Source organism: Streptomyces sp. NPDC041200 (genome assembly GCF_055591805.1).
The window spans coordinates 137661-156076 of record NZ_JBVIZF010000003.1; the positions used below are offsets into that span (position 1 = coordinate 137661).

Genomic DNA, 18416 nt, shown 5'->3' on the forward strand with positions numbered 1-18416 from the left:
GACGTCAGCAGACGTCAGCGGACATCAGTGGTGGCCGTGGCCGCTGGTGATCTCCTTGTACTCCTCGGAGGTCGGCTTCGGGATGAAAGCGTCCTCGCCGTAGTACGACTTGGACAGCCTGGCCCGCAGCTTCTGCGACGCCGTGGACTTGCGGCGGACGCCGTTCTCGTCGACCTCGGGGCCCAGCTCGTAGGCCTTCGGCTGCTCGTGCTGGGTGAGCACGTGCATCTGCTCCTGCGTGAGCGGCTCGTGCACCTCGACGAACTCACCGTGCGGCAGCCGCTTGATGATGCCGGTCTCGCGACCGTGCAGCACCTTCTCCTTGTCACGCCGCTGGAGGCCGAGGCAGATCCGCTTGGTGGCGATGAAGGCGATGACCGGCCCGGCGAAGAAGCCGATCCGCACGAACCAGGTGATCGAGTTGATCGACAGCTGGAAGTGGGTGGCCCACAGGTCGTTGCCGCCACCGATCAGCATCACGAAGTAGGCGGTCAGCCAGGCGACACCGAAGGCCGTACGGGTCGGGGCGTTACGCGGGCGGTCCAGGATGTGGTGCTCGCGCTTGTCGCCGGTGATCCAGCCCTCGATGAAGGGGTAGAAGCCGATCGCGAAGAGGACCAGCGGGAAGAGCACGATCGGGATGAACACGCCCAGGACGAGCGTGTGGCCCCACGCGGTGATCTCCCAGCCGGGCATCACACGGACCAGACCCTCGGCGAAGCCCATGTACCAGTCGGGCTGGGCGCCGGTGGAGACCTGGTCGGGCCGGTAGGGGCCGATGGTCCAGATCGGGTTGATCGTGGCGATCGCGGAGATGACCGCGATGACACCGAAGACCAGGAAGAAGAAGCCACCCGCCTTGGCCATGTAGACCGGCAGCAGGGGCATGCCGACGACGTTCTTGTTGGTCTTTCCGGCCCCGGGGTACTGCGTGTGCTTGTGGTAGAAGACCAGGATCAGGTGCGCCACCAGCAGGCCGAGCATGATGCCCGGCAGCAGCAGGACGTGGACCGGGTAGAGCCTCGGGATGAGGTCCATGCCCGGGAACTCGCCGCCGAACACGAACATCGAGATGTAGGTGCCGACGACCGGGATCGACAGGAACACGCCCTCGATGAACCGCAGACCGGTGCCGGAGAGCAGGTCGTCGGGGAGCGAGTAGCCGGTGAAGCCGGTCAGCATGCCGAGGAAGAACAGCAGGAAGCCGAACAGCCAGTTGACCTCACGCGGCTTGCGGAACGCACCGGTGAAGAAGACGCGCATCATGTGCACGAACATCGCGCAGAGGAAGACCAGCGCGGCCCAGTGGTGGATCTGGCGGATCAGCAGACCGCCGCGCACCTCGAAGCTGATGTCGAGCGTCGAGGCGAAGGCCTCGGACATCCGCACGCCCTGCATCGGGACGTACGGGCCGTGGTACACGACCTCTTCCATGCTGGGGTGGAAGAACAGCGTCAGGTACACACCCGTGAGGATGATGATGATGAAGCTGTAGAGCGCGACCTCGCCCAGCATGAAGGACCAGTGGTCCGGGAAGATCTTGCGCATGTTGGCCCGGGCGAGGCTGTAGATGCCCAGCCGGCCGTCGGCCCAGTCGGCGACGCGCTCGCCCGCGGGCGCTTTGCCGCGCCGCGGCGTGCCCGTGTCTGTTGCAGTACTCATCCGCGCTCCCAGTAAGCAGGACCGACGGGCTCCGAGAAGTCGCCCATGGCTTCGAGGTACCCCTGGTCATTGGCCCTGATCCGCAGCTGGGGCAGTGCGTGACCGGCCGGACCGAAGATCACTCGGCCACCGTCGGAGAGGTCGAACGTCGACTGGTGGCAGGGGCACAGGACGTGGTGGGTCTGCTGCTCGTACAGGTTGATCGGGCAGCCGACGTGGGTGCAGATCTTCGAGAAGGCGACGATGCCCTCGTGCGACCAGTCCAGCTCGCGCTTGTCCTTGATGTTCTCCGGCTGGAGCCGGACCAGCATCAGGGCGGCCTTGGCGATCTCGGTCTGGAAGTCGTGGTCCTCCTCGGTCATGCCCTCGGGCATGGCGAAGGTGAGGGAGCCCACCGAGATGTCCTCGGGCCGCAGCGGCTGCATGGTGTTGTAGTTCATGAGCCGCTTGCCCTTGCCCCAGCTGGTGTGCCGGAGCTTGGTGCCGGGCAGCGGGCCGAGGTCGCGCAGCAGCACGACACCGGAGAGCGGCACCAGGGCGAGCGCGCCGAAGAGGGTGTTGCGGGCGAGCTTGCGGCGGCCGAAGCCGGACTCCTTGGCGCCCGCGCGGAAGTCGTCGAGGACCTTGGCCTTGACCTCGGGGCTGGCCTCGATGGCGTGCCGGTCGTCGGCGATCTCCACGTCGGACATCAGGGTGCGGGCCCAGTGGACGGCACCGGCGCCGATGGCGAACAGCGCGATGCCGAGGGTGACGCCCAGCGCGAAGTTCAGCGCGCTGATGTGACCGATGGGGAAGACGTAGATGTACTTGTCGACCGGCAGCGCCACGTAGGAGGCGATGAAGGCGATCGTCGCCAGCATCGAGACCGTGAAGAGCAGGGCGACGGTGCGCTCGGACCGCTGGGCGGCCCGCTCGTCGATGTCCTGCTGACGGTGCTCGTGCGGGGGCAGCCCCGGGTCGGCGAACGGGTCTTCCGCGACGACGGTCGCCCCGCCCCCCGCCCGCTCCTCGGGCAGCTTCTCTTCTGCTTCTGAAATCTCGTGGCTACTCATGACTTCTTGGCCTTTGCGGTCCGGGCGGCGACCCAGATGGTGAGGACGATCAGCGCGCCCATGCCGAAGACCCAGGCGAAGAGGCCCTCGCTGACCGGGCCGAGCCCGCCGAGCTCAAGGCCACCGGGGGTCTTGGACTTGTCGCTGTTGACCGTGTCGAGGTACGCGATGATGTCCTGCTTGTTCTTCTCCGGCATCGTGGTGTCGGGGAAGGAGGGCATGTTCTGCGGGCCGGTCTGCATGGCCTCGTACAGATGCTTCTTGCTCACGCCCTCGAGGGACGGCGCGTACTTGCCGTTGGTGAGGGCACCGCCCTTGCCGGCGAAGTTGTGGCACTGCGCGCAGTTCGTACGGAAGAGCTCCCCGCCCTTCGCGACGTCCGCGTCGTCGGTGCTGTACTGGCTCTTGGAGGGCGTCACCGGCCCGGCGCCGAGCGAGGAGATGTAGGCGGCCAGCTGCTCGGTCTCGGCGTCCGAGTAGATCTTCTTCTTCTTCGGCACCTGGGCGCCCGGCTGCTGGGCGGGCATCCGGCCGGTGCCGACCTGGAAGTCGACGGCGGCGGAGCCGACTCCGACGAGGCTCGGGCCGTCGGTGGTCCCCTGACCGCCCGTACCGTGGCAGCTGGCGCAGCCGACGGCATAGAGCTTCTTGCCCTCCTCGATGGCGAGGGACTGGGCGGAGCTGTCATCGGCCTTCGCCTCGCTCGGCGAGAACGCGGCGTACAGCCCCCCAGTGACCGCCAGCGCGAAGAGTAGGACGACGAGCGCAGCCAGCGGATGGCGCCGTCGTGCGGAGAGCTTTTTCACGGATTACCCCGGTGTCAGGATCTTCTGCGTCGATGCTTAAGGACGTGCTTCCGGTCGCGGTGACCGGCTTACTTGATCATGTAGATCGTGGCGAAGAGGCCGATCCAGACGACATCGACGAAGTGCCAGTAGTAGGACACGACGATGGCCGCCGTCGCCTGCTGGTGGGTGAACCTCTTGGCCGCGTACGTCCTCCCCAGGACCAGCAGGAAGGCGATGAGTCCGCCCGTCACATGCAGTCCGTGGAAACCGGTGGTCAGGTAGAACACCGAGCCGTACGGGTCGGAGGAGAGCGAGAGCCCGTCCTTCTTGACCAGTTCGGTGTACTCGAAGATCTGACCGCCGATGAAGATCGCGCCCATGATGAAGGTGATCACGAACCAGGAGCGCAGCTTCCTCACGTCGCCACGCTCGGCAGCAAAGACACCGAGCTGGCAGGTGAGGGAGGAGAGCACGAGGATCGTGGTGTTCGTCGCCGAGAACGGGAAGTTCAGCGCGGACGCCATTTCCTTCCAGTGCTCGGCTCCGGTCACCGATCGCAGGGTGAAGTACATCGCGAAGAGGGCCGCGAAGAACATCAGCTCGGAACTCAACCAGATGATGGTTCCGACGCTGGTGAGGTTCGGCCGGTTGACCGACGGGTGCGCGTGCCCGGTATCTGTTGCTGTTGCTGTCGCCACGACCGACATTATGTCGGTCGCTTATCCGGCCCTCACTCCCGGGGGTGCCGTTCGGAGTGTCCGGGGCTGCGTCAAGGGCATCGATGCTGCTCGTCGCGGCTCTCCCGGGCCGTCCCTCGAAGGGGGGAGAGATCGGTTCGCCCCCTCCTCCGGAAGGCTGTACGGGAGTAACATCCGCCACAGAAGCCCGGTAGTCCCCTTGGCTGATGCGGAGGAAACGATGCGGCCGACCGCCACGGTGCTGGTCTACAGCGACGACGCGAACACCCGTGAACAGGTGCGGCTCGCGACCGGTCGCCGGCCCGCCGCCGATCTGCCTCCGGTGGAGTTCGTGGAGTGCGCGACGCTCCCCGCCGTCCTGACGGCGCTGGAGGACGGCGGGATCGACGTGTGCGTCCTGGACGGAGAGACGGCGCCCGCGGGCGGGATGGGCGTCTGCCGGCAGATCAAGGACGAGATCTTCCAGTGCCCGCCGGTGCTGCTGCTCATCGGCCGCCCGCAGGACGCCTGGCTGGCCACCTGGAGCCGCGCGGAGGCCGCGGTGACGCATCCGGTGGACCCGGTGGCCCTGTCGGACGCGCTGGCCGGGCTGCTCCGCAAGCGGCTCGCGGTGGGCGCCTGACCGCACTCCGCGCGGTCTCACCCGGTCACGCCATGGGGCGGAGCCGGGCCGCGTCGGCCGGGGTGCTGCCGTCCCGCTGACCGGCGGCGAGGGCGCTGCCCTGTCGCCAGTCGGCCCAGGCCATGTTCCAGTCGCCATAGCCGTTGCCGAACGTCGCCATGTCGGCGCCGTTGCTGTTGACGACCTTGACGACGTCGCCGAGGTGCACGGTGTTGAAGAACCACCGGGCGTTCTCGGTGGACATGCCGGTGCAGCCGTGGCTGACGTTGGCATACCCTTGCGAGCCGGTCGACCAGGGCGCGGCGTGGACGTATTCACCACTTTCGGTGACCCGGGCCGCCCAGTAGACCATCAGATCGTAGGAACCCGCGCCGAGGCCGATGCTGGCGCCCGTCATCCGTACCGCCGACTCCTTGGCCAGGATGACCTTGGTGCCGTTACGGGTGTCGAACCCGGGCATACCGGTCGTGATCGGGATGGTCCGGATCACCTGCCCGTTGCGCTTCACCGTCATCTGGTGGGTCCCCGAGTCGGTGAGGGCCTCGATCCGGTCGCCGGTGGTGATCCGCAGCGTTTTGGCCTCGCCGCCGTAGAGCCCGCCGCCGATCCTGATGCCCTTGAGGTTGGAGCGCACGTTGACGGTGGCGTGGGCGGGCCAGTACTCGGCCGGGCGGTAGTGCAGCGTCTTGTTGTTCACCCAGTGCCAGACGCCGTCCACCGCGGGCTGTGAGTCGACCTTCAGGCCCCGCTCGACCACGGACCGGGCCGAGGGGTCCTTCACCGGGCGGCTCAGCTTGGCGGTGATCGGCTGGCCGACCCCGTACTCCCCCGCCTTGGGCCCGAAGCTGACCTTGAGCTGGCGGTGCTTGGAGCTGGTGGCGAAGCTGATCGTACGGCGGCCCGGCGCGCCGCCCGAGTCCTCCGTGGACACCCGCAGCGTGTAGTGGGCGCCCGCGGCCAGCGGCACGGTGGAGCGCCACCGGCTGCCGTCCGGCGTCAGCTCGCCCCGTACGTACCGGCCTGCCGCGTCGGTGGCGGTGACGTCCGTGATCCGGCCGTCGTCGCCCTTGGCGGTCACTTGGAGCGGCCGGTCAGGATCGGCGTCGCGCGCGCCGCTCTCACCGTTGAAGGAGATCTGGTCGGCGGCGTCGTACGGCTTGGCGGACAGCGGGTCCGAGGAGGGGCCCCCGCATCCGCTGAGACCCGCTATCAGCGACGCCACCAGCAGGGCACTGGAGAGCACCGCCCGGGTTCGAGGAGATCGAGGTGTGTGGTTCATGCGCTCACGCTATGAAGGCCCGCGGCGGACGGCGCGCCGGGCGAGGCAGCAGGGTGACGGCACACGGCCAAGGGGCCCGGCACCTGTTCGGTGCCGGGCCCCTTGATCAGAAACTGCTACTGGTTCTGGTTCTCGCCGCGGTAGTACTCGAAGACCCAGCCGAAGAGGCCGACCATGATCATCGGAGCGGAGAAGAACAGCAGCCACCAGCCGAAGACCACGCCCATGAAGGCCAGGGCGCCGCCGACGGCCAGGGAGAGCGGCTGCCAGCTGTGCGGGGAGAAGAAGCCCAGCTCACCGGCGTCGTCCGCGACATCGGCGTCCTCGTTGTCCTGCGCTCCGGCATCCACCCGGCGCGCGGTGAACGCCAGGTAGAAGCCGATCATGATGCTCAGGCCGAAGGCGAGGAACAGCGCCGTGGTACCGGCGGGCTCCTTCGACCACACGCCGTAGACGATCGCCATCAGCAGGATGAAGACGGCGAGCCAGATGAACATCCGGCCTTGGACCTTCACTTGCCGGCCTCCTTACCACCCGCGAGGGCCTTGTCTTCGTCGGCCGCACCCTGGTGCTCAAGCTGGTCGAGCGCCGCGATCTCGGGGTGGTGCAGGTCGAACGCCGGGGATTCGGAACGGATCCGCGGCAGGGTGAGGAAGTTGTGCCGAGGCGGCGGGCAGGAGGTGGCCCACTCCAGCGAGCGGCCGTAGCCCCACGGGTCGTCGACCTCGACCTTCTTGCCGTACTTGGCGGTCTTCCACACGTTGTAGAGGAACGGCAGGATCGACAGGCCGAGCAGGAACGAGCTGATCGTGGAGATCGTGTTCAGCGCGGTGAAGCCGTCGGCCGCCAGGTAGTCGGCGTACCTGCGCGGCATGCCCTCGGCACCCAGCCAGTGCTGCACCAGGAAGGTGCCGTGGAAGCCGATGAACAGCGTCCAGAAGGTGATCTTGCCGAGCTTCTCGTCCAGCATCTTGCCGGTCATCTTCGGCCACCAGAAGTGGAAGCCGGAGAACATCGCGAAGACCACGGTGCCGAAGACCACGTAGTGGAAGTGGGCCACCACGAAGTACGAGTCGGAGACGTGGAAGTCCATCGGCGGCGACGCAAGGATGACGCCGGTGAGACCACCGAAGGTGAAGGTGATGAGGAAGCCGACCGCCCAGAGCATCGGGGTCTCGAAGCTCAGCGAGCCCTTCCACATCGTGCCGATCCAGTTGAAGAACTTGATACCGGTCGGAACCGCGATCAGGAACGTCATGAAGGAGAAGAACGGCAGTAGCACCCCGCCGGTGACGTACATGTGGTGCGCCCACACGGTCACCGACAGACCGGCGATGGAGATCGTCGCGGCGACCAGGGTGAAGTAACCGAACATCGGCTTGCGCGAGAAGACCGGGATGACCTCGGAAATGATCCCGAAGAACGGTAGCGCGATGATGTACACCTCTGGGTGTCCGAAGAACCAGAAGAGGTGTTGCCACAACAACGCCCCGCCATTGGCCGCGTCGAAGACATGCGCCCCGAATTTACGGTCCGCCTCCAGGGCGAACAGCGCGGCGGCCAGCACCGGGAAGGCCAGCAAGACCAGCACCGCGGTCAGCAGCACGTTCCAGGTGAAGATCGGCATGCGGAACATGGTCATGCCGGGAGCGCGCATGCAGATGATCGTGGTGATGAAGTTGACCGCACCGAGGATCGTGCCGAAGCCGGAGAAGGCCAGACCCATGATCCACATGTCGGCGCCGACGCCCGGCGAGCGGACCGCGTCCGACAGCGGCGAGTACGCGAACCAGCCGAAGTCGGCCGCGCCCTGCGGGGTCAGGAAGCCGCCCACCGCGATGAGCGAGCCGAAGAGGTACAGCCAGTACGCGAACATGTTCAGCCGCGGGAACGCCACATCGGGCGCGCCGATCTGGAGCGGCATGATCCAGTTCGTGAAGCCCGCGAACAGCGGGGTGGCGAACATCAGCAGCATGATCGTGCCATGCATGGTGAACGCCTGGTTGAACTGCTCGTTCGACATGATCTGCGTGCCCGGACGGGCCAGCTCGGCGCGCATGAAGAGCGCCATCACGCCGCCGATGCAGAAGAACGCGAACGACGTGACCAGGTAGAGCGTGCCGATCGTCTTGTGGTCCGTGGTGGTCAGCCACTTGACGACGACATTGCCGGGCTGCTTGCGGCGCACCGGCAACTCATCCTCGTACGAGGCGGTTGCGTCGGCACCCTGGGGTTCGTTGAGGATGCTCACTGTGTCTTGGTCTCCGCGTTCTTGGCGGGGTCCGTCTGCGCAATGCCCGCCGGGATGTATCCCGTCTGGCCCTTCTTCGCCAGGTCCTTCAGGTGCTGCTGGTAGCGCTCCGGGGAAACGACCTTGACGTTGAAGAGCATCCGGGAGTGGTCGACGCCGCACAGCTCGGCACACTTGCCCTTGAAGGTGCCCTCGCGGTTCGGGGTGACCTCGAACCGGTTGGCATGGCCCGGGATGACGTCCATCTTCATCAGGAAGGGAACCACCCAGAACGAGTGGATGACATCGCGGGAGGTCAGGATGAACTCAACCGATTCACCCTTGGGCAGCCACAGGGTCGGACCCGGGTTGCCGTTCTGCGGATTCCGCTCGCCGGGGGTGCCGGTCTCGTAGACGCCCTCGGCACCCTTGGGGGCGGTGTCGAGCATCTTGTCGGGGATGGACGACACCTCCTTGGGGGTGGCCTTGGGGCTGGCCGGGTTCCCGTCCACGTCCTCCATGTAGTTGAAGCCCCAGCTCCACTGGTAGCCAACGACGTTGACCACGTGGTCGGGCTTCTTGGAGGTCTTGAGGAGGGCGTTCTCATCGCGCGCGGTGAAGTAGAACAGCACCGCGACGATGACGATCGGGACCACGGTGAACAGTGCCTCGAGGGGCATGTTGTACCGGACCTGTACCGGAACCTCGACCCTGGTCCTGGTCCGGCGGTGGAGGACGACCGACCACAGGATCAGGCCCCACACCAGCACGCCCACGGCGAGCGCTGCCGCCCACGAGCCCTGCCACAGGGAGAGGATCCGCGGCGCCTCCTCCGTGACCGGGGTGGGCATTCCGAGCCGGGGGAAGTCCTTGGATGTGCAACCGGTGGCGGTCGCCAGGACCGCGCCGGCGGACAGCGCCTGCAGCAGCTTCCGCCGCACCGGGCGCCGCGACGAGCGGTCGGAGCCGTTGGGACTCACGTAGCGCCTTCCCGAGAGTCTCGCCCGCGCGGTCGGCCGCGGCCGTCATCTGGTCGGTCGCCGGCCCGGTGCGGGCAGGGGTTTGGATGTTTATGCGGACCAAACCCTACTGGACGCCATTTGGCGCTGCGCGGGGAGGGTGCCCAACGCGCCGGACCCCTCCCCGAAGGGGTGGCGTCACCCCCGGAACGCCGCGGAATCCAGGCGGAATGACCTGCTCGGCCAGCGTTTTCCGGGCCCGGGGGCGGGGCGGGGTGTGGCCGGAGGGGGACGGGGGTACAGGTGGGGCGGGCAGCGCCCCATTCGTGTGATGCGCGCGCGTCGGCACGCCGTACGCCCGTGCGTGGCATGTTCTATACGTGCCCTATTTCGACGCGGCCTCGTCCGCACCGCTGCATCCCGTGGCCCGGCAGGCGCTGCTCGCCGCCCTCGACGAGGGGTGGGCCGACCCGGCCCGGCTCTACCGCGAGGGGCGGCGCGCCCGGCTGCTGCTGGACGCCGCGCGGGAGACCGCCGCCGAGGCCGTCGGATGCCGCCCCGACGAGCTGGCCTTCACCCCCTCGGGAACCCGCGCCCTCCACGACGGCATCGCCGGGGCGCTCACCGGGCGGCGGCGGGCCGGGCGGCGGCTGATCGTCTCCGCCGTGGAGCACTCCGCGGTGTTCCAGGCCGCGGCGGCGCACGAGGCGTCCGGCGGCGAGGTCACCGAGGTCCCGGTGGACCGTACGGGCCGGGTCGCGCCGGACGCGTACGCGGCGGCCCTGCGCGGAGCCCCCGACGGCGTCGCGCTGGCCTGCCTCCAGTCCGCCAACCACGAGGTGGGCACGGTGCAGCCGGTGGCGGCGGCCGCGGAGGCGTGCGCGGCGGACGGCGTGCCGCTGCTGGTGGACGCGGCTCAGTCGCTGGGCTGGGGCCCGGTGGAGGGCCCGTGGTCGCTGCTCACGGCGAGCGCCCACAAGTGGGGCGGCCCGGCCGGGGTCGGGCTGCTCGCGGTGCGCAAGGGCACGCGATTCCGTCCGGCCGCGGCGGACGAGCGGGAGTCGGGGCGCGCCCCGGGCTTCGAGAACCTCCCGGCCATCGTCGCGGCCGCCGCCTCGCTGCGCGCCGTACGGGCCGAGGCCGCCGAGGAGGCGGCGCGGCTGCGGGAGCTGGTGGACCGCGTCCGGGTCCGGGTGCCGGAGCTGGTGCCGGACGTGGAGGTGGTCGGCGATCCGGAGCGGCGGCTGCCGCATCTGGTCACCTTCTCGTGTCTCTATGTCGACGGAGAGGCGCTGCTGCACGAACTGGACCGGGCGGAGTTCTCGGTCTCCTCCGGCTCGTCGTGCACGTCGAGCACGCTGGTCCCCAGCCATGTGCTGCGGGCCATGGGAGTGCTGTCCGAGGGCAACATCCGGGTCTCGCTCCCGCGCGGGACGTCCGGGAAGGACGTGGACCGGTTCCTGGAGGTGCTGCCGGGCGTGGTGGCCGGGGTGCGCGAGCGGCTGGGCGCCCCGTCGCCCCCGGCCGGGGCCTCCCCCGCCGCGGAGGCCGCTTCCGAGGCTCCTGGCCTGGTCGTCGACTCGCTGGGGAAGCGGTGCCCGATTCCGGTGATCGAACTGGCCAGGGTCATCGGGAACGTACCGGTGGGCGAGGTGGTGACCGTGCTGTCCGACGACGAGGCCGCACGGCTGGACATCCCGGCGTGGTGCGAGATGCGGGGGCAGACGTACGAGGGCGAGCGCCCCGCCGAGCGCGGCACGGCGTACCGGGTGCGCCGCCGGACGTGAGGCAGGACGCGGGGCGGGGCCGGGAGGGCGCTCCCCCGGCCCCGCCCCGCGCGTACTGCCGTCAGACCAGGTGGTCGCCGATCTCGGCGGCCGCCTCGTGGCCGTAGGCCTTGGCGAAGCGCTCCATGAAGTGGCCGCGGCGCAGCTCGTACTCCTGCGTGCCGACCGTCTCGATGACGAGCGTCGCGAGCATGCAGCCCACCTGGGCGGCGCGCTCCAGCGGGAGGTTCCAGGACAGACCGGTGAGGAAACCCGCGCGGAAGGCGTCGCCGACGCCCGTCGGGTCGGCCTTCTGCTCCTCCTCGGCACAGCCGACGACGATCGGCTCCTCACCCTCGCGCTCGATCCGGACGCCCTGGGCGCCCAGCGTGGTGACGCGGGTGCCGACCTTGGCGAGGATCTGCTCCGAGGTCCAGCCGGTCTTGGTCTCGATCAGCGCGGCCTCGTACTCATTGGTGAAGAGGTACTGCGCGCCACCCACCAGCGCCCGGATGTCCTCGCCGTCCATGCGGGCGAGCTGCTGCGAGGGGTCGGCGGCGAACGGGATGCCGCGCGAACGGCACTCCTCGGTGTGGCGGACCATCGCCTCCGGGTCGTCCGCGCCGATAACGACCAGGTCGAGGCCGCCGACCCGGTCGGCGACCGGCTGCAGCTCGATCTGGCGGGCCTCGCTCATCGCTCCGGTGTAGAAGGAGGCGATCTGGTTGTGGTCCTCGTCCGTGGTGCAGACGAAGCGCGCGGTGTGCAGCACCTCGGAGATCCGGACGGACTGGGTGTCCACACCGTGCCGGTCCAGCCAGGCACGGTATTCGGCGAAGTCCTCGCCGGCCGCGCCGACCAGGATCGGGCTCAGCCCGAGCATCCCCATGCCGAAGCAGATGTTGGGGGCGACCCCGCCCCGGCGGACTTCGAGGGTGTCGACCAGGAAGGAGAGGGAGACCGTGTGCAACTGGTCGGCGACCAGCTGATCGGCGAAGCGTCCGGGGAAGGTCATCAGATGGTCGGTGGCGATGGAGCCGGTGACGGCGATACGCACGAGAGCTGCTCCTGTTTCGGGGCGGCGGCGAAATCGGACGCTTCACGCTATCGGCTTCCCCGGCCGCTTACGAACGGCAGGAACTACCCGGTAGTAGGGCATACGGTGCAGAGATGGCGGGGCTCGTGCCCGTGCGGGCCCCCTGGACCGGGAGACCGTATGCCGCAGCACGTCACGCCCGACCTGCCCGCCGCCGGTGTGATCGAACCCGACTCCCTGGCCGAACTGCGCGGCTACGGCGCCCGGATGGCGCCGCACTGGGCGGTCCCGGTGGTCACCGTAGCGCCTCCCGCCGCGCCCGTGTCTCCGTCGCGCATCCGCGGGATCACGGTTTCGGCCGCGTCAGCGGATCTGGTCGGCGGCATGTCCGACTACGGCGACTGAGGAAGGCCGCCGCCGACGGCCGCCACTGAGCGGCCGAAAAGCGGCGGAAGGAACCAGCCGCCCCTTCACCCCGTCACAACGGCAACCCCCTCGCGAGGGCAAGGGACCGGACAACGTGAGCGGAGCCGAAGGAGTGAAACGGTGAGCACCGAGGAGACCGACACCCCGCAGACCCCCGACGACGACCATCCGCAGCCGCGTCGGCGTTCCCGGCTGGCCGTCGTATCGGTGGCGGCCGCGGTGCTGGTCGCCGGTGGCGGCAGCGCCTACTGGGCCTCGACCGCGGCGAACGGCGGCGGCTCCCAGGGCCCGGGCTCGGGTGGAACCCCCCAGCCCCTCGCACTGGACGCGTACGCCGCCCCGGCGGGGCACGAGGGGATCGCGGTCGGCGAGCCCGATCCGCACGGCAGCGGCGGCGGCGACCGCTATGTGGTCGACGGAAAGCTTCCCGACGGGCCCGATGAGGCGCCCGTCTACCGGACCGGCGCCAAGGTCACCAAGGCCGACGTGGCGCGGCTGGCGAAGGCCCTGGACGTCTCCGGCAGCCCCCGCGCCGACCACGGCTCCTGGAAGGTCGGCGGCGCGGAGGACGGCCGCGGTCCGGTGCTGCGGGTGAGCGAGAAGGGCCCGGGCAGCTGGTCGTTCTCCCGCTCCGGGACGCCGGGCGGCGACTCGTGCGTGCATCCGCCGGGCGCGGGGCCGAAGGCCGGAAACACCTCCTGCCCGACTTACCGCGACGGCGAGAAGAAGAGCGGCACCGACAAGAGCGACACGAGCGGTGACGACAAGGCCGTGTCCGAGGAGAAGGCCAAGCGCACGGCCGAGCCGGTCCTGAAGGCGCTCGGGCTGTCCGACGCGAAGCTCGACGCGGGCGGCCGCTACGGCGCCGTGCGCATGGTGAACGCGGACCCGGTGCTGGACAAGCTGCCCACGCAGGGCTGGACGACCAGCCTCCAGGTGGGTGCGGACGGCGGGCTGGTCGGCGGGAGCGGCATGCTGTCGGCGCCGAAGGAGGCCGACAGCTACCCGCTGATCAGCGCCCAGCAGGCGCTGAAGAAGCTCAACGCCACGGCCCCCAAGAGCGGTGCGAAGGGGGCCGGGAAGGTGACCGTGAAGTCGGTGACCTTCGGGCTGGCCTCCCACTCCGTGGCCGGGCAGCGGGCGCTGGTGCCGTCGTGGATCTTCAAGACGGAGCCGACCGGGGCCAACGGCGTCGCGGCGACCCTCCCCTACCCGGCCGTGAAGCCGGAGTTCATCAAGAAGGAGGCGGACCGGGCCAAGGGCACCGACACCGGTGGCGAGGCCCCGGGCCAGGGCCAGAAGCGCAGTGAGCCGGGCACCCCGGGCCGCGGTTCCAAGGCCGACGACATCACCTCGTACAGCGCGGACGGGAAGACCCTGACGCTGCGCTTCTGGGGCGGTGTGTGCGACACCTACTCGGTCTCCGCCGAGGAGACGTCGAAGAAGGTGACGGTCGAGGTCGAGAGCAAGCCGAAGCGTCCGGGCCAGGCCTGCATCCTCATGGCCAAGGAGATGACGAAGAAGGTCACGCTCGACAAGCCGGTGGACGGCCGCGAGGTCGTCGACAAGTCGACGGGCGAGAAGGTCCCGGCGCAGAAGAAGTAACGCCAGAGGGCGTACACAGCCGAAGGCGGCGGGTCCGGATGGACCCGCCGCCTCCGTATGCCCGACTGACTCAGCTGAAGGAGTCGCCGCAGGCGCAGGAGCCCGAGGCGTTCGGGTTGTCGATCGTGAAGCCCTGCTTCTCGATGGTGTCGACGAAGTCGATCGAGGCACCGCCCAGGTACGGGGCACTCATCCGGTCGGTCACGACCTTGACGCCATCGAAGTCCTTCACGACGTCGCCGTCGAGCGCGCGCTCGTCGAAGAAGAGCTGGTAGCGCAGGCCGGAGCAGCCACCGGGCTGGACGGCGACGCGCAGCGCGAGGTCGTCGCGGCCCTCCTGCTCCAGCAGGCTCTTGACCTTCGACGCGGCGGCGTCGGACAGGATGATGCCCTCGCTCGCGGTGGTCTCGTCCTGAACGGTCATCTGCTTCTCTCCCGGGTCGTACGGACTGCTTGCCGTCGGCACCAACCAACGGCACCCCGGATTCATTCCGGGCCCAGCGCATGTTCCTGGCACTTCATGCTCGCACACGGGGCCCGCGGTCCGGAATGCGTCACATCGACGCGATGCCCATCGTCAACATGACGTGAAGCGGTTATGATAGATAGTGTCAAATTGACGATTAGGGTTCCGAGTGAAGAAAGAAGGGTGCGTGTCGTGACCACCGCCCAGCCCCTCGACGTCCAGCCGACCCCGCTCGCGCTGCTCCTGCTCGGCCGTGACGCCGACCCGAGGAGCGAACGCGGTGTGGAGTGCCCCGGCGACCTCCCCGCGCCCTCCGACCCGGATCTGGTGGCCCGCGCCCGCGCGGCCAAGGAGAAGCTCGGCGACAAGGTCTTCGTGCTCGGCCACCACTACCAGCGCGACGAGGTCATCGAATTCGCCGACGTCACCGGTGACTCCTTCAAGCTCGCCCGTGACGCGGCGGCCCGGCCGGACGCGGAGTACATCGTCTTCTGCGGTGTGCACTTCATGGCGGAATCCGCCGACATCCTGACCGGCGACGCCCAGCAGGTCGTCCTCCCCGACCTGGCGGCGGGCTGCTCGATGGCCGACATGGCCACCGCCGAGCAGGTCGCCGAGTGCTGGGAGGTGCTGACCGACGCGGGCGTCGCCGGGACGACGGTGCCCGTCTCGTACATGAACTCCTCCGCCGACATCAAGGCCTTCACCGGCCGCCACGGCGGCACGATCTGCACCTCCTCCAACGCCCGCCGCGCCCTGGACTGGGCGTTCCAGCAGGGCGAGAAGGTGCTGTTCCTCCCCGACCAGCACCTGGGTCGCAACACCGCCGTGCGGGACATGGGCATGTCGCTGGACGACTGCGTCGTCTACAACCCGCACAAGCCCGGCGGCGGGCTGACCGCCGAGCAGCTGCGCGCCGCCAAGATGATCCTGTGGCGCGGCCACTGCTCGGTGCACGGCCGCTTCTCGCTGGAGTCCGTCGCGGACGTCCGCGAGCGCATACCGGGCGTCAACGTGCTGGTGCACCCCGAGTGCAAGCACGAGGTCGTCGCGGCGGCGGACCTCGTCGGCTCGACCGAGTACATCATCAAGGCGCTCGAAGCCGCCCCGCCCGGCAGCAAGTGGGCCATCGGCACCGAGCTGAACCTCGTCCGGCGGCTGGCGAACCGATTCGCCGCGGAGGACAAGGAGATCGTCTTCCTCGACAAGACGGTGTGCTTCTGCTCGACCATGAACCGGATCGACCTGCCGCACCTGGTGTGGGCCCTGGAGTCGCTGGTGGCGGGCAAGGTCGTGAACCGCATCCAGGTGGACGCCGAGACGGAGGCCCACGCGAAGGCCGCGCTGGAACGGATGCTGGCGCTCCCGTAGCCCTCCCCCGCTCCCCCGGCCTGCCGCGGGACGCGGACGCCCTGCGCGGGGCGCGGACGCCCTGCGCGGGGCGCGGCTCGCCGATCACGGCATGACGGCTTTCCCGGCCGCCGGGGCATGGTCCGCGCTGCGCGCGCTCCTGGAAAGCGGCGAGGAGGACGTGGTCGGGGACGCGCCCCTCGATCTGCCGCGGTGGTTCGAGGCCGATCCGGAGACACTGACGCAGGCGACCTGGCAGGAGCTGCGGGAGGCCTCCGCGGGCGGCGGTGGCGCCGGGGGCGGGTTCGCCGCCCGGGTGCGCTCGCTCGGCCCGGTTCGGCCTGAAGCCGCCCCCGACGATCCTGTGGACCTGCCGCAACGCTGAGGCGCTGGCCACTGAGCTGTGCAGGCGGCTGGAGGAGGCCACCGAGGCCACGGACGGGTGACGGCAGCGGGGGCGCCTGCCCGGCGGGCGGGCGCCCCAGCGGGGATTACGCGCCGGGGCGGACCAGGCCCGTTTCGTACGCGATGACCACCAGCTGGGCCCGGTCCCGCGCGCCCAGCTTGGCCATCGCCCGGTTGACGTGTGTCTTCACGGTCAGCGGGCTGACCTCCAGGCGGGTGGCGATCTCGTCGTTGGAGTGGCCGCCCGCGACCTGGACCAGGACCTCGCGCTCCCGGCCCGTGAGGGCGTCCAGCCGGGAGGCGTCGTACGCGCCGTCGCCGGACACCGGGGCACCCTGGGCCAGGAAGCGGGCGATCAGGCCCTTGGTGGCGACCGGGGAGAGCAGCGCCTCCCCCGCGGCCGCGATGCGGATGGCGGCGAGGAGTTCGCCGGGTTCGGCGCCCTTGCCGAGGAAACCGCTCGCCCCGGCCCGCAGCGAGTCCACCACGTACTCGTCGACCTCGAAGGTGGTCAGCATGACCACCCGGACGTCCGCGAGCCGCGGGTCCTCGCTGATCATGCGGGTGGCGGCGAGCCCGTCCGTACCGGGCATGCGGATGTCCATGAGCACCACGTCGGCGCCCTCGGCGCGCACGATGTCGACCGCCTCCGCGCCGTCCGATGCCTCCCCCACGACCTCCATGTCGGGCTCCGAGTCGACGAGCACCCGGAACGCGCTGCGCAGCAGCGTCTGATCGTCGGCGAGCAGCACCTTGATCGTCATGAATCCCCTCCCCCGCGGGTCTGCAGAGGAAGTGTCGCCCGCACCTCGAAGCCGCCCTCGGGGCGGGTCCCCGCCTCGCAGGTGCCGCGCAGCGCGGCGACCCGTTCGCGCATCCCCAGCAGCCCGTGGCCGCCCCCGTCGTCGCCGGACAGGTTGCCGACGCCGTCGTCCCGCACCGTGATCTCCAGCTCGCCGTCCGTGCGGACGATGCGGACCTCGGCCCGGACGTCGGGCCCGGCGTGCTTGTGCACATTGGTCAGCGCCTCCTGGACGACCCGGTAGGCGGTGAGGTCCACCGAACCGGCGAGCGTCCCGAGGCCGTCCCGCGGATGCTCCTTGACCTCGACCCGCATTCCGGCCCGTACGAAGCCGTCCACCAGCTGGTCGAGGACGCCGAGGCCCGGCGCGGGCTCAGTGGGAGCGGCGGGGTCGCCGTACTGCCGGAGCAGGCCGACGGTGGCACGCAGTTCGTCCAGCGCCGAGCGGCTGGCCTGGCGTACGTGGGCGAGCGCCTCCTTGGCCTGGTCCGGGCGGTTGTCCATGACGTGCGAGGCGACTCCGGCCTGCACGTTGACCAGCGCGATGTGGTGCGCGACGACATCGTGCAGCTCGCGCGCGATCCGCAGCCGCTCCTCGGCGACCCGGCGCCGGGCCTCCTCCTCGCGGGTGCGCTCGGCCCGCTCGGCCCGCTCCTCGATCGCGGCGATGAAGGCGCGGCGGCTGCGGACGGCGTCGCCCACGGCGGCGGCGAGCCCGGTCCAGGCGAAGATGCCCCAGTTCTCCTGCGCGTACCAGGGAGTGAGCCCGAAGAGCATCCCGGTGCCGGTGAGCAGCACGGCCGTGACCGCGCCGATCCGCCAGGTGGTGGACCGGTCGGTGCGCGCGGCGACCGTGTAGAGCGCGACCACGACCCCGAACACGATCGAGGTGCGCGGCGGCCCGTCGTCGTTGGTGACGATCTCGATGACGCTGATCGCGCAGGTGAACGCCAGCACCGCGCGCGGCAGCTCGCGGCGCAGGACGAGCGAGGCGGAGGTGAGGATGGCCAGCAGCCCGAAGAAGGCACCGATGTGCTGGTGGTCGCGCAGATGCGGGTTGGACGCCGCGCCGATGAGGATCAGGGCGAGGCAGCCCGCGGCCACGAGGGTGTCCAGGGCACGTGGATGGGCGGCCAGCCAGCGGTGCGGACGGGCCAGGCCCGGCCCGACGGCGAGGGGAGTCACGGGATCCAACGGTAAACGCCGCGCCGGACCGGTTCGGCGGCGTCCCGCCCCCGCCCTCCGCGCGGCACCGGGGGGATCCGCCGTG

The 18416-nt window shown here is 69.8% G+C and carries 18 protein-coding genes; 6 read left to right on the top strand and 12 right to left on the bottom strand.

What is annotated here, in order from left to right:
- Positions 1–24 precede the first annotated feature (24 nt).
- From qcrB to ctaE, 4 genes are all read right to left on the bottom strand, one after another.
- On the bottom strand, positions 25–1662 hold the full coding sequence (gene qcrB, locus ACZ6CL_RS10280; RefSeq protein ID WP_468933666.1) for a cytochrome bc1 complex cytochrome b subunit: 1638 nt from the start codon (positions 1660–1662) through the stop codon (positions 25–27).
- Positions 1659–2714, bottom strand: a complete 1056-nt coding sequence (gene qcrA / locus ACZ6CL_RS10285) for a cytochrome bc1 complex Rieske iron-sulfur subunit (RefSeq protein ID WP_468933669.1) — start codon at positions 2712–2714, stop codon at positions 1659–1661. Before qcrA ends, qcrB begins: the two co-directional genes overlap by 4 nt.
- Positions 2711–3520: a cytochrome bc1 complex diheme cytochrome c subunit gene (qcrC, locus tag ACZ6CL_RS10290; RefSeq protein WP_468933671.1), complete on the bottom strand. Its 810-nt coding sequence runs from the start codon at positions 3518–3520 to the stop codon at positions 2711–2713. The genes qcrA and qcrC overlap by 4 nt, the downstream gene beginning before the upstream one ends.
- A 68-nt stretch (positions 3521–3588) precedes the next feature.
- Positions 3589–4209, bottom strand: coding sequence for an aa3-type cytochrome oxidase subunit III (gene ctaE / locus ACZ6CL_RS10295; RefSeq protein WP_385448010.1), 621 nt, complete (start codon positions 4207–4209; stop codon positions 3589–3591).
- 211 nt (positions 4210–4420) lie between these two features.
- On the opposite strand from ctaE, the gene ACZ6CL_RS10300 reads away from it, so the two are divergent.
- Positions 4421–4822 (top strand): hypothetical protein, encoded by a 402-nt coding sequence (locus ACZ6CL_RS10300; protein WP_468933714.1) that lies wholly within the window; start codon positions 4421–4423, stop codon positions 4820–4822.
- Between the two features lie 25 nt (positions 4823–4847).
- Here the strand turns inward: ACZ6CL_RS10300 and ACZ6CL_RS10305 are convergent, their stop codons facing one another.
- From ACZ6CL_RS10305 to ctaC, 4 genes are all read right to left on the bottom strand, one after another.
- The gene (locus ACZ6CL_RS10305; RefSeq protein ID WP_468933716.1) at positions 4848–6101 is read right to left on the bottom strand and encodes a L,D-transpeptidase; all 1254 of its coding nucleotides are present in this window, start codon (positions 6099–6101) and stop codon (positions 4848–4850) included.
- Between the two features lie 116 nt (positions 6102–6217).
- On the bottom strand, positions 6218–6616 hold the full coding sequence (locus ACZ6CL_RS10310; RefSeq protein ID WP_385448003.1) for a cytochrome c oxidase subunit 4: 399 nt from the start codon (positions 6614–6616) through the stop codon (positions 6218–6220).
- The gene (gene ctaD, locus ACZ6CL_RS10315) at positions 6613–8352 is read right to left on the bottom strand and encodes an aa3-type cytochrome oxidase subunit I (protein WP_468933720.1); all 1740 of its coding nucleotides are present in this window, start codon (positions 8350–8352) and stop codon (positions 6613–6615) included. Before ctaD ends, ACZ6CL_RS10310 begins: the two co-directional genes overlap by 4 nt.
- Complete coding sequence (gene ctaC / locus ACZ6CL_RS10320) at positions 8349–9311, bottom strand: aa3-type cytochrome oxidase subunit II (RefSeq protein ID WP_468933723.1); 963 nt, start codon at positions 9309–9311, stop codon at positions 8349–8351. The genes ctaD and ctaC overlap by 4 nt, the downstream gene beginning before the upstream one ends.
- 359 nt (positions 9312–9670) lie before the next feature.
- Here ctaC and ACZ6CL_RS10325 point away from each other — a divergent pair, with 359 nt between their 5' ends.
- Entirely contained in the window at positions 9671–11077 is a 1407-nt protein-coding gene (locus ACZ6CL_RS10325) for an aminotransferase class V-fold PLP-dependent enzyme (RefSeq protein WP_468933726.1), read from the top strand.
- A gap of 61 nt (positions 11078–11138) precedes the next feature.
- Here ACZ6CL_RS10325 and ACZ6CL_RS10330 read toward each other — a convergent pair whose 3' ends face one another.
- Positions 11139–12113, bottom strand: coding sequence for a carbohydrate kinase family protein (locus ACZ6CL_RS10330; RefSeq protein WP_468933728.1), 975 nt, complete (start codon positions 12111–12113; stop codon positions 11139–11141).
- A 159-nt stretch (positions 12114–12272) separates the two neighbouring features.
- Here ACZ6CL_RS10330 and ACZ6CL_RS10335 point away from each other — a divergent pair, with 159 nt between their 5' ends.
- Both ACZ6CL_RS10335 and ACZ6CL_RS10340 read left to right on the top strand, forming a co-directional pair.
- Positions 12273–12497 carry a hypothetical protein gene (locus ACZ6CL_RS10335; RefSeq protein WP_468933730.1) on the top strand — a complete coding sequence of 75 codons (225 nt, stop codon included), beginning with the start codon at positions 12273–12275 and terminating at the stop codon, positions 12495–12497.
- A gap of 141 nt (positions 12498–12638) precedes the next feature.
- Entirely contained in the window at positions 12639–14123 is a 1485-nt protein-coding gene (locus tag ACZ6CL_RS10340) for a hypothetical protein (RefSeq protein WP_468933733.1), read from the top strand.
- 70 nt (positions 14124–14193) lie between these two features.
- Here the strand turns inward: ACZ6CL_RS10340 and erpA are convergent, their stop codons facing one another.
- Entirely contained in the window at positions 14194–14547 is a 354-nt protein-coding gene (erpA, locus tag ACZ6CL_RS10345) for an iron-sulfur cluster insertion protein ErpA (protein WP_468933736.1), read from the bottom strand.
- A 225-nt stretch (positions 14548–14772) separates the two neighbouring features.
- On the opposite strand from erpA, the gene nadA reads away from it, so the two are divergent.
- Entirely contained in the window at positions 14773–15960 is a 1188-nt protein-coding gene (gene nadA / locus ACZ6CL_RS10350) for a quinolinate synthase NadA (RefSeq protein ID WP_468933738.1), read from the top strand.
- Between the two features lie 91 nt (positions 15961–16051).
- Complete coding sequence (locus tag ACZ6CL_RS10355; RefSeq protein ID WP_468933741.1) at positions 16052–16324, top strand: hypothetical protein; 273 nt, start codon at positions 16052–16054, stop codon at positions 16322–16324.
- A gap of 106 nt (positions 16325–16430) precedes the next feature.
- On the opposite strand, the gene ACZ6CL_RS10360 is transcribed toward ACZ6CL_RS10355, so the two are convergent.
- Both ACZ6CL_RS10360 and ACZ6CL_RS10365 read right to left on the bottom strand, forming a co-directional pair.
- Positions 16431–17108 (bottom strand): response regulator transcription factor, encoded by a 678-nt coding sequence (locus ACZ6CL_RS10360; protein ID WP_468933744.1) that lies wholly within the window; start codon positions 17106–17108, stop codon positions 16431–16433.
- Positions 17105–18340 (bottom strand): sensor histidine kinase, encoded by a 1236-nt coding sequence (locus tag ACZ6CL_RS10365; RefSeq protein ID WP_468933747.1) that lies wholly within the window; start codon positions 18338–18340, stop codon positions 17105–17107. The genes ACZ6CL_RS10360 and ACZ6CL_RS10365 overlap by 4 nt, the downstream gene beginning before the upstream one ends.
- Positions 18341–18416 lie beyond the last annotated feature (76 nt).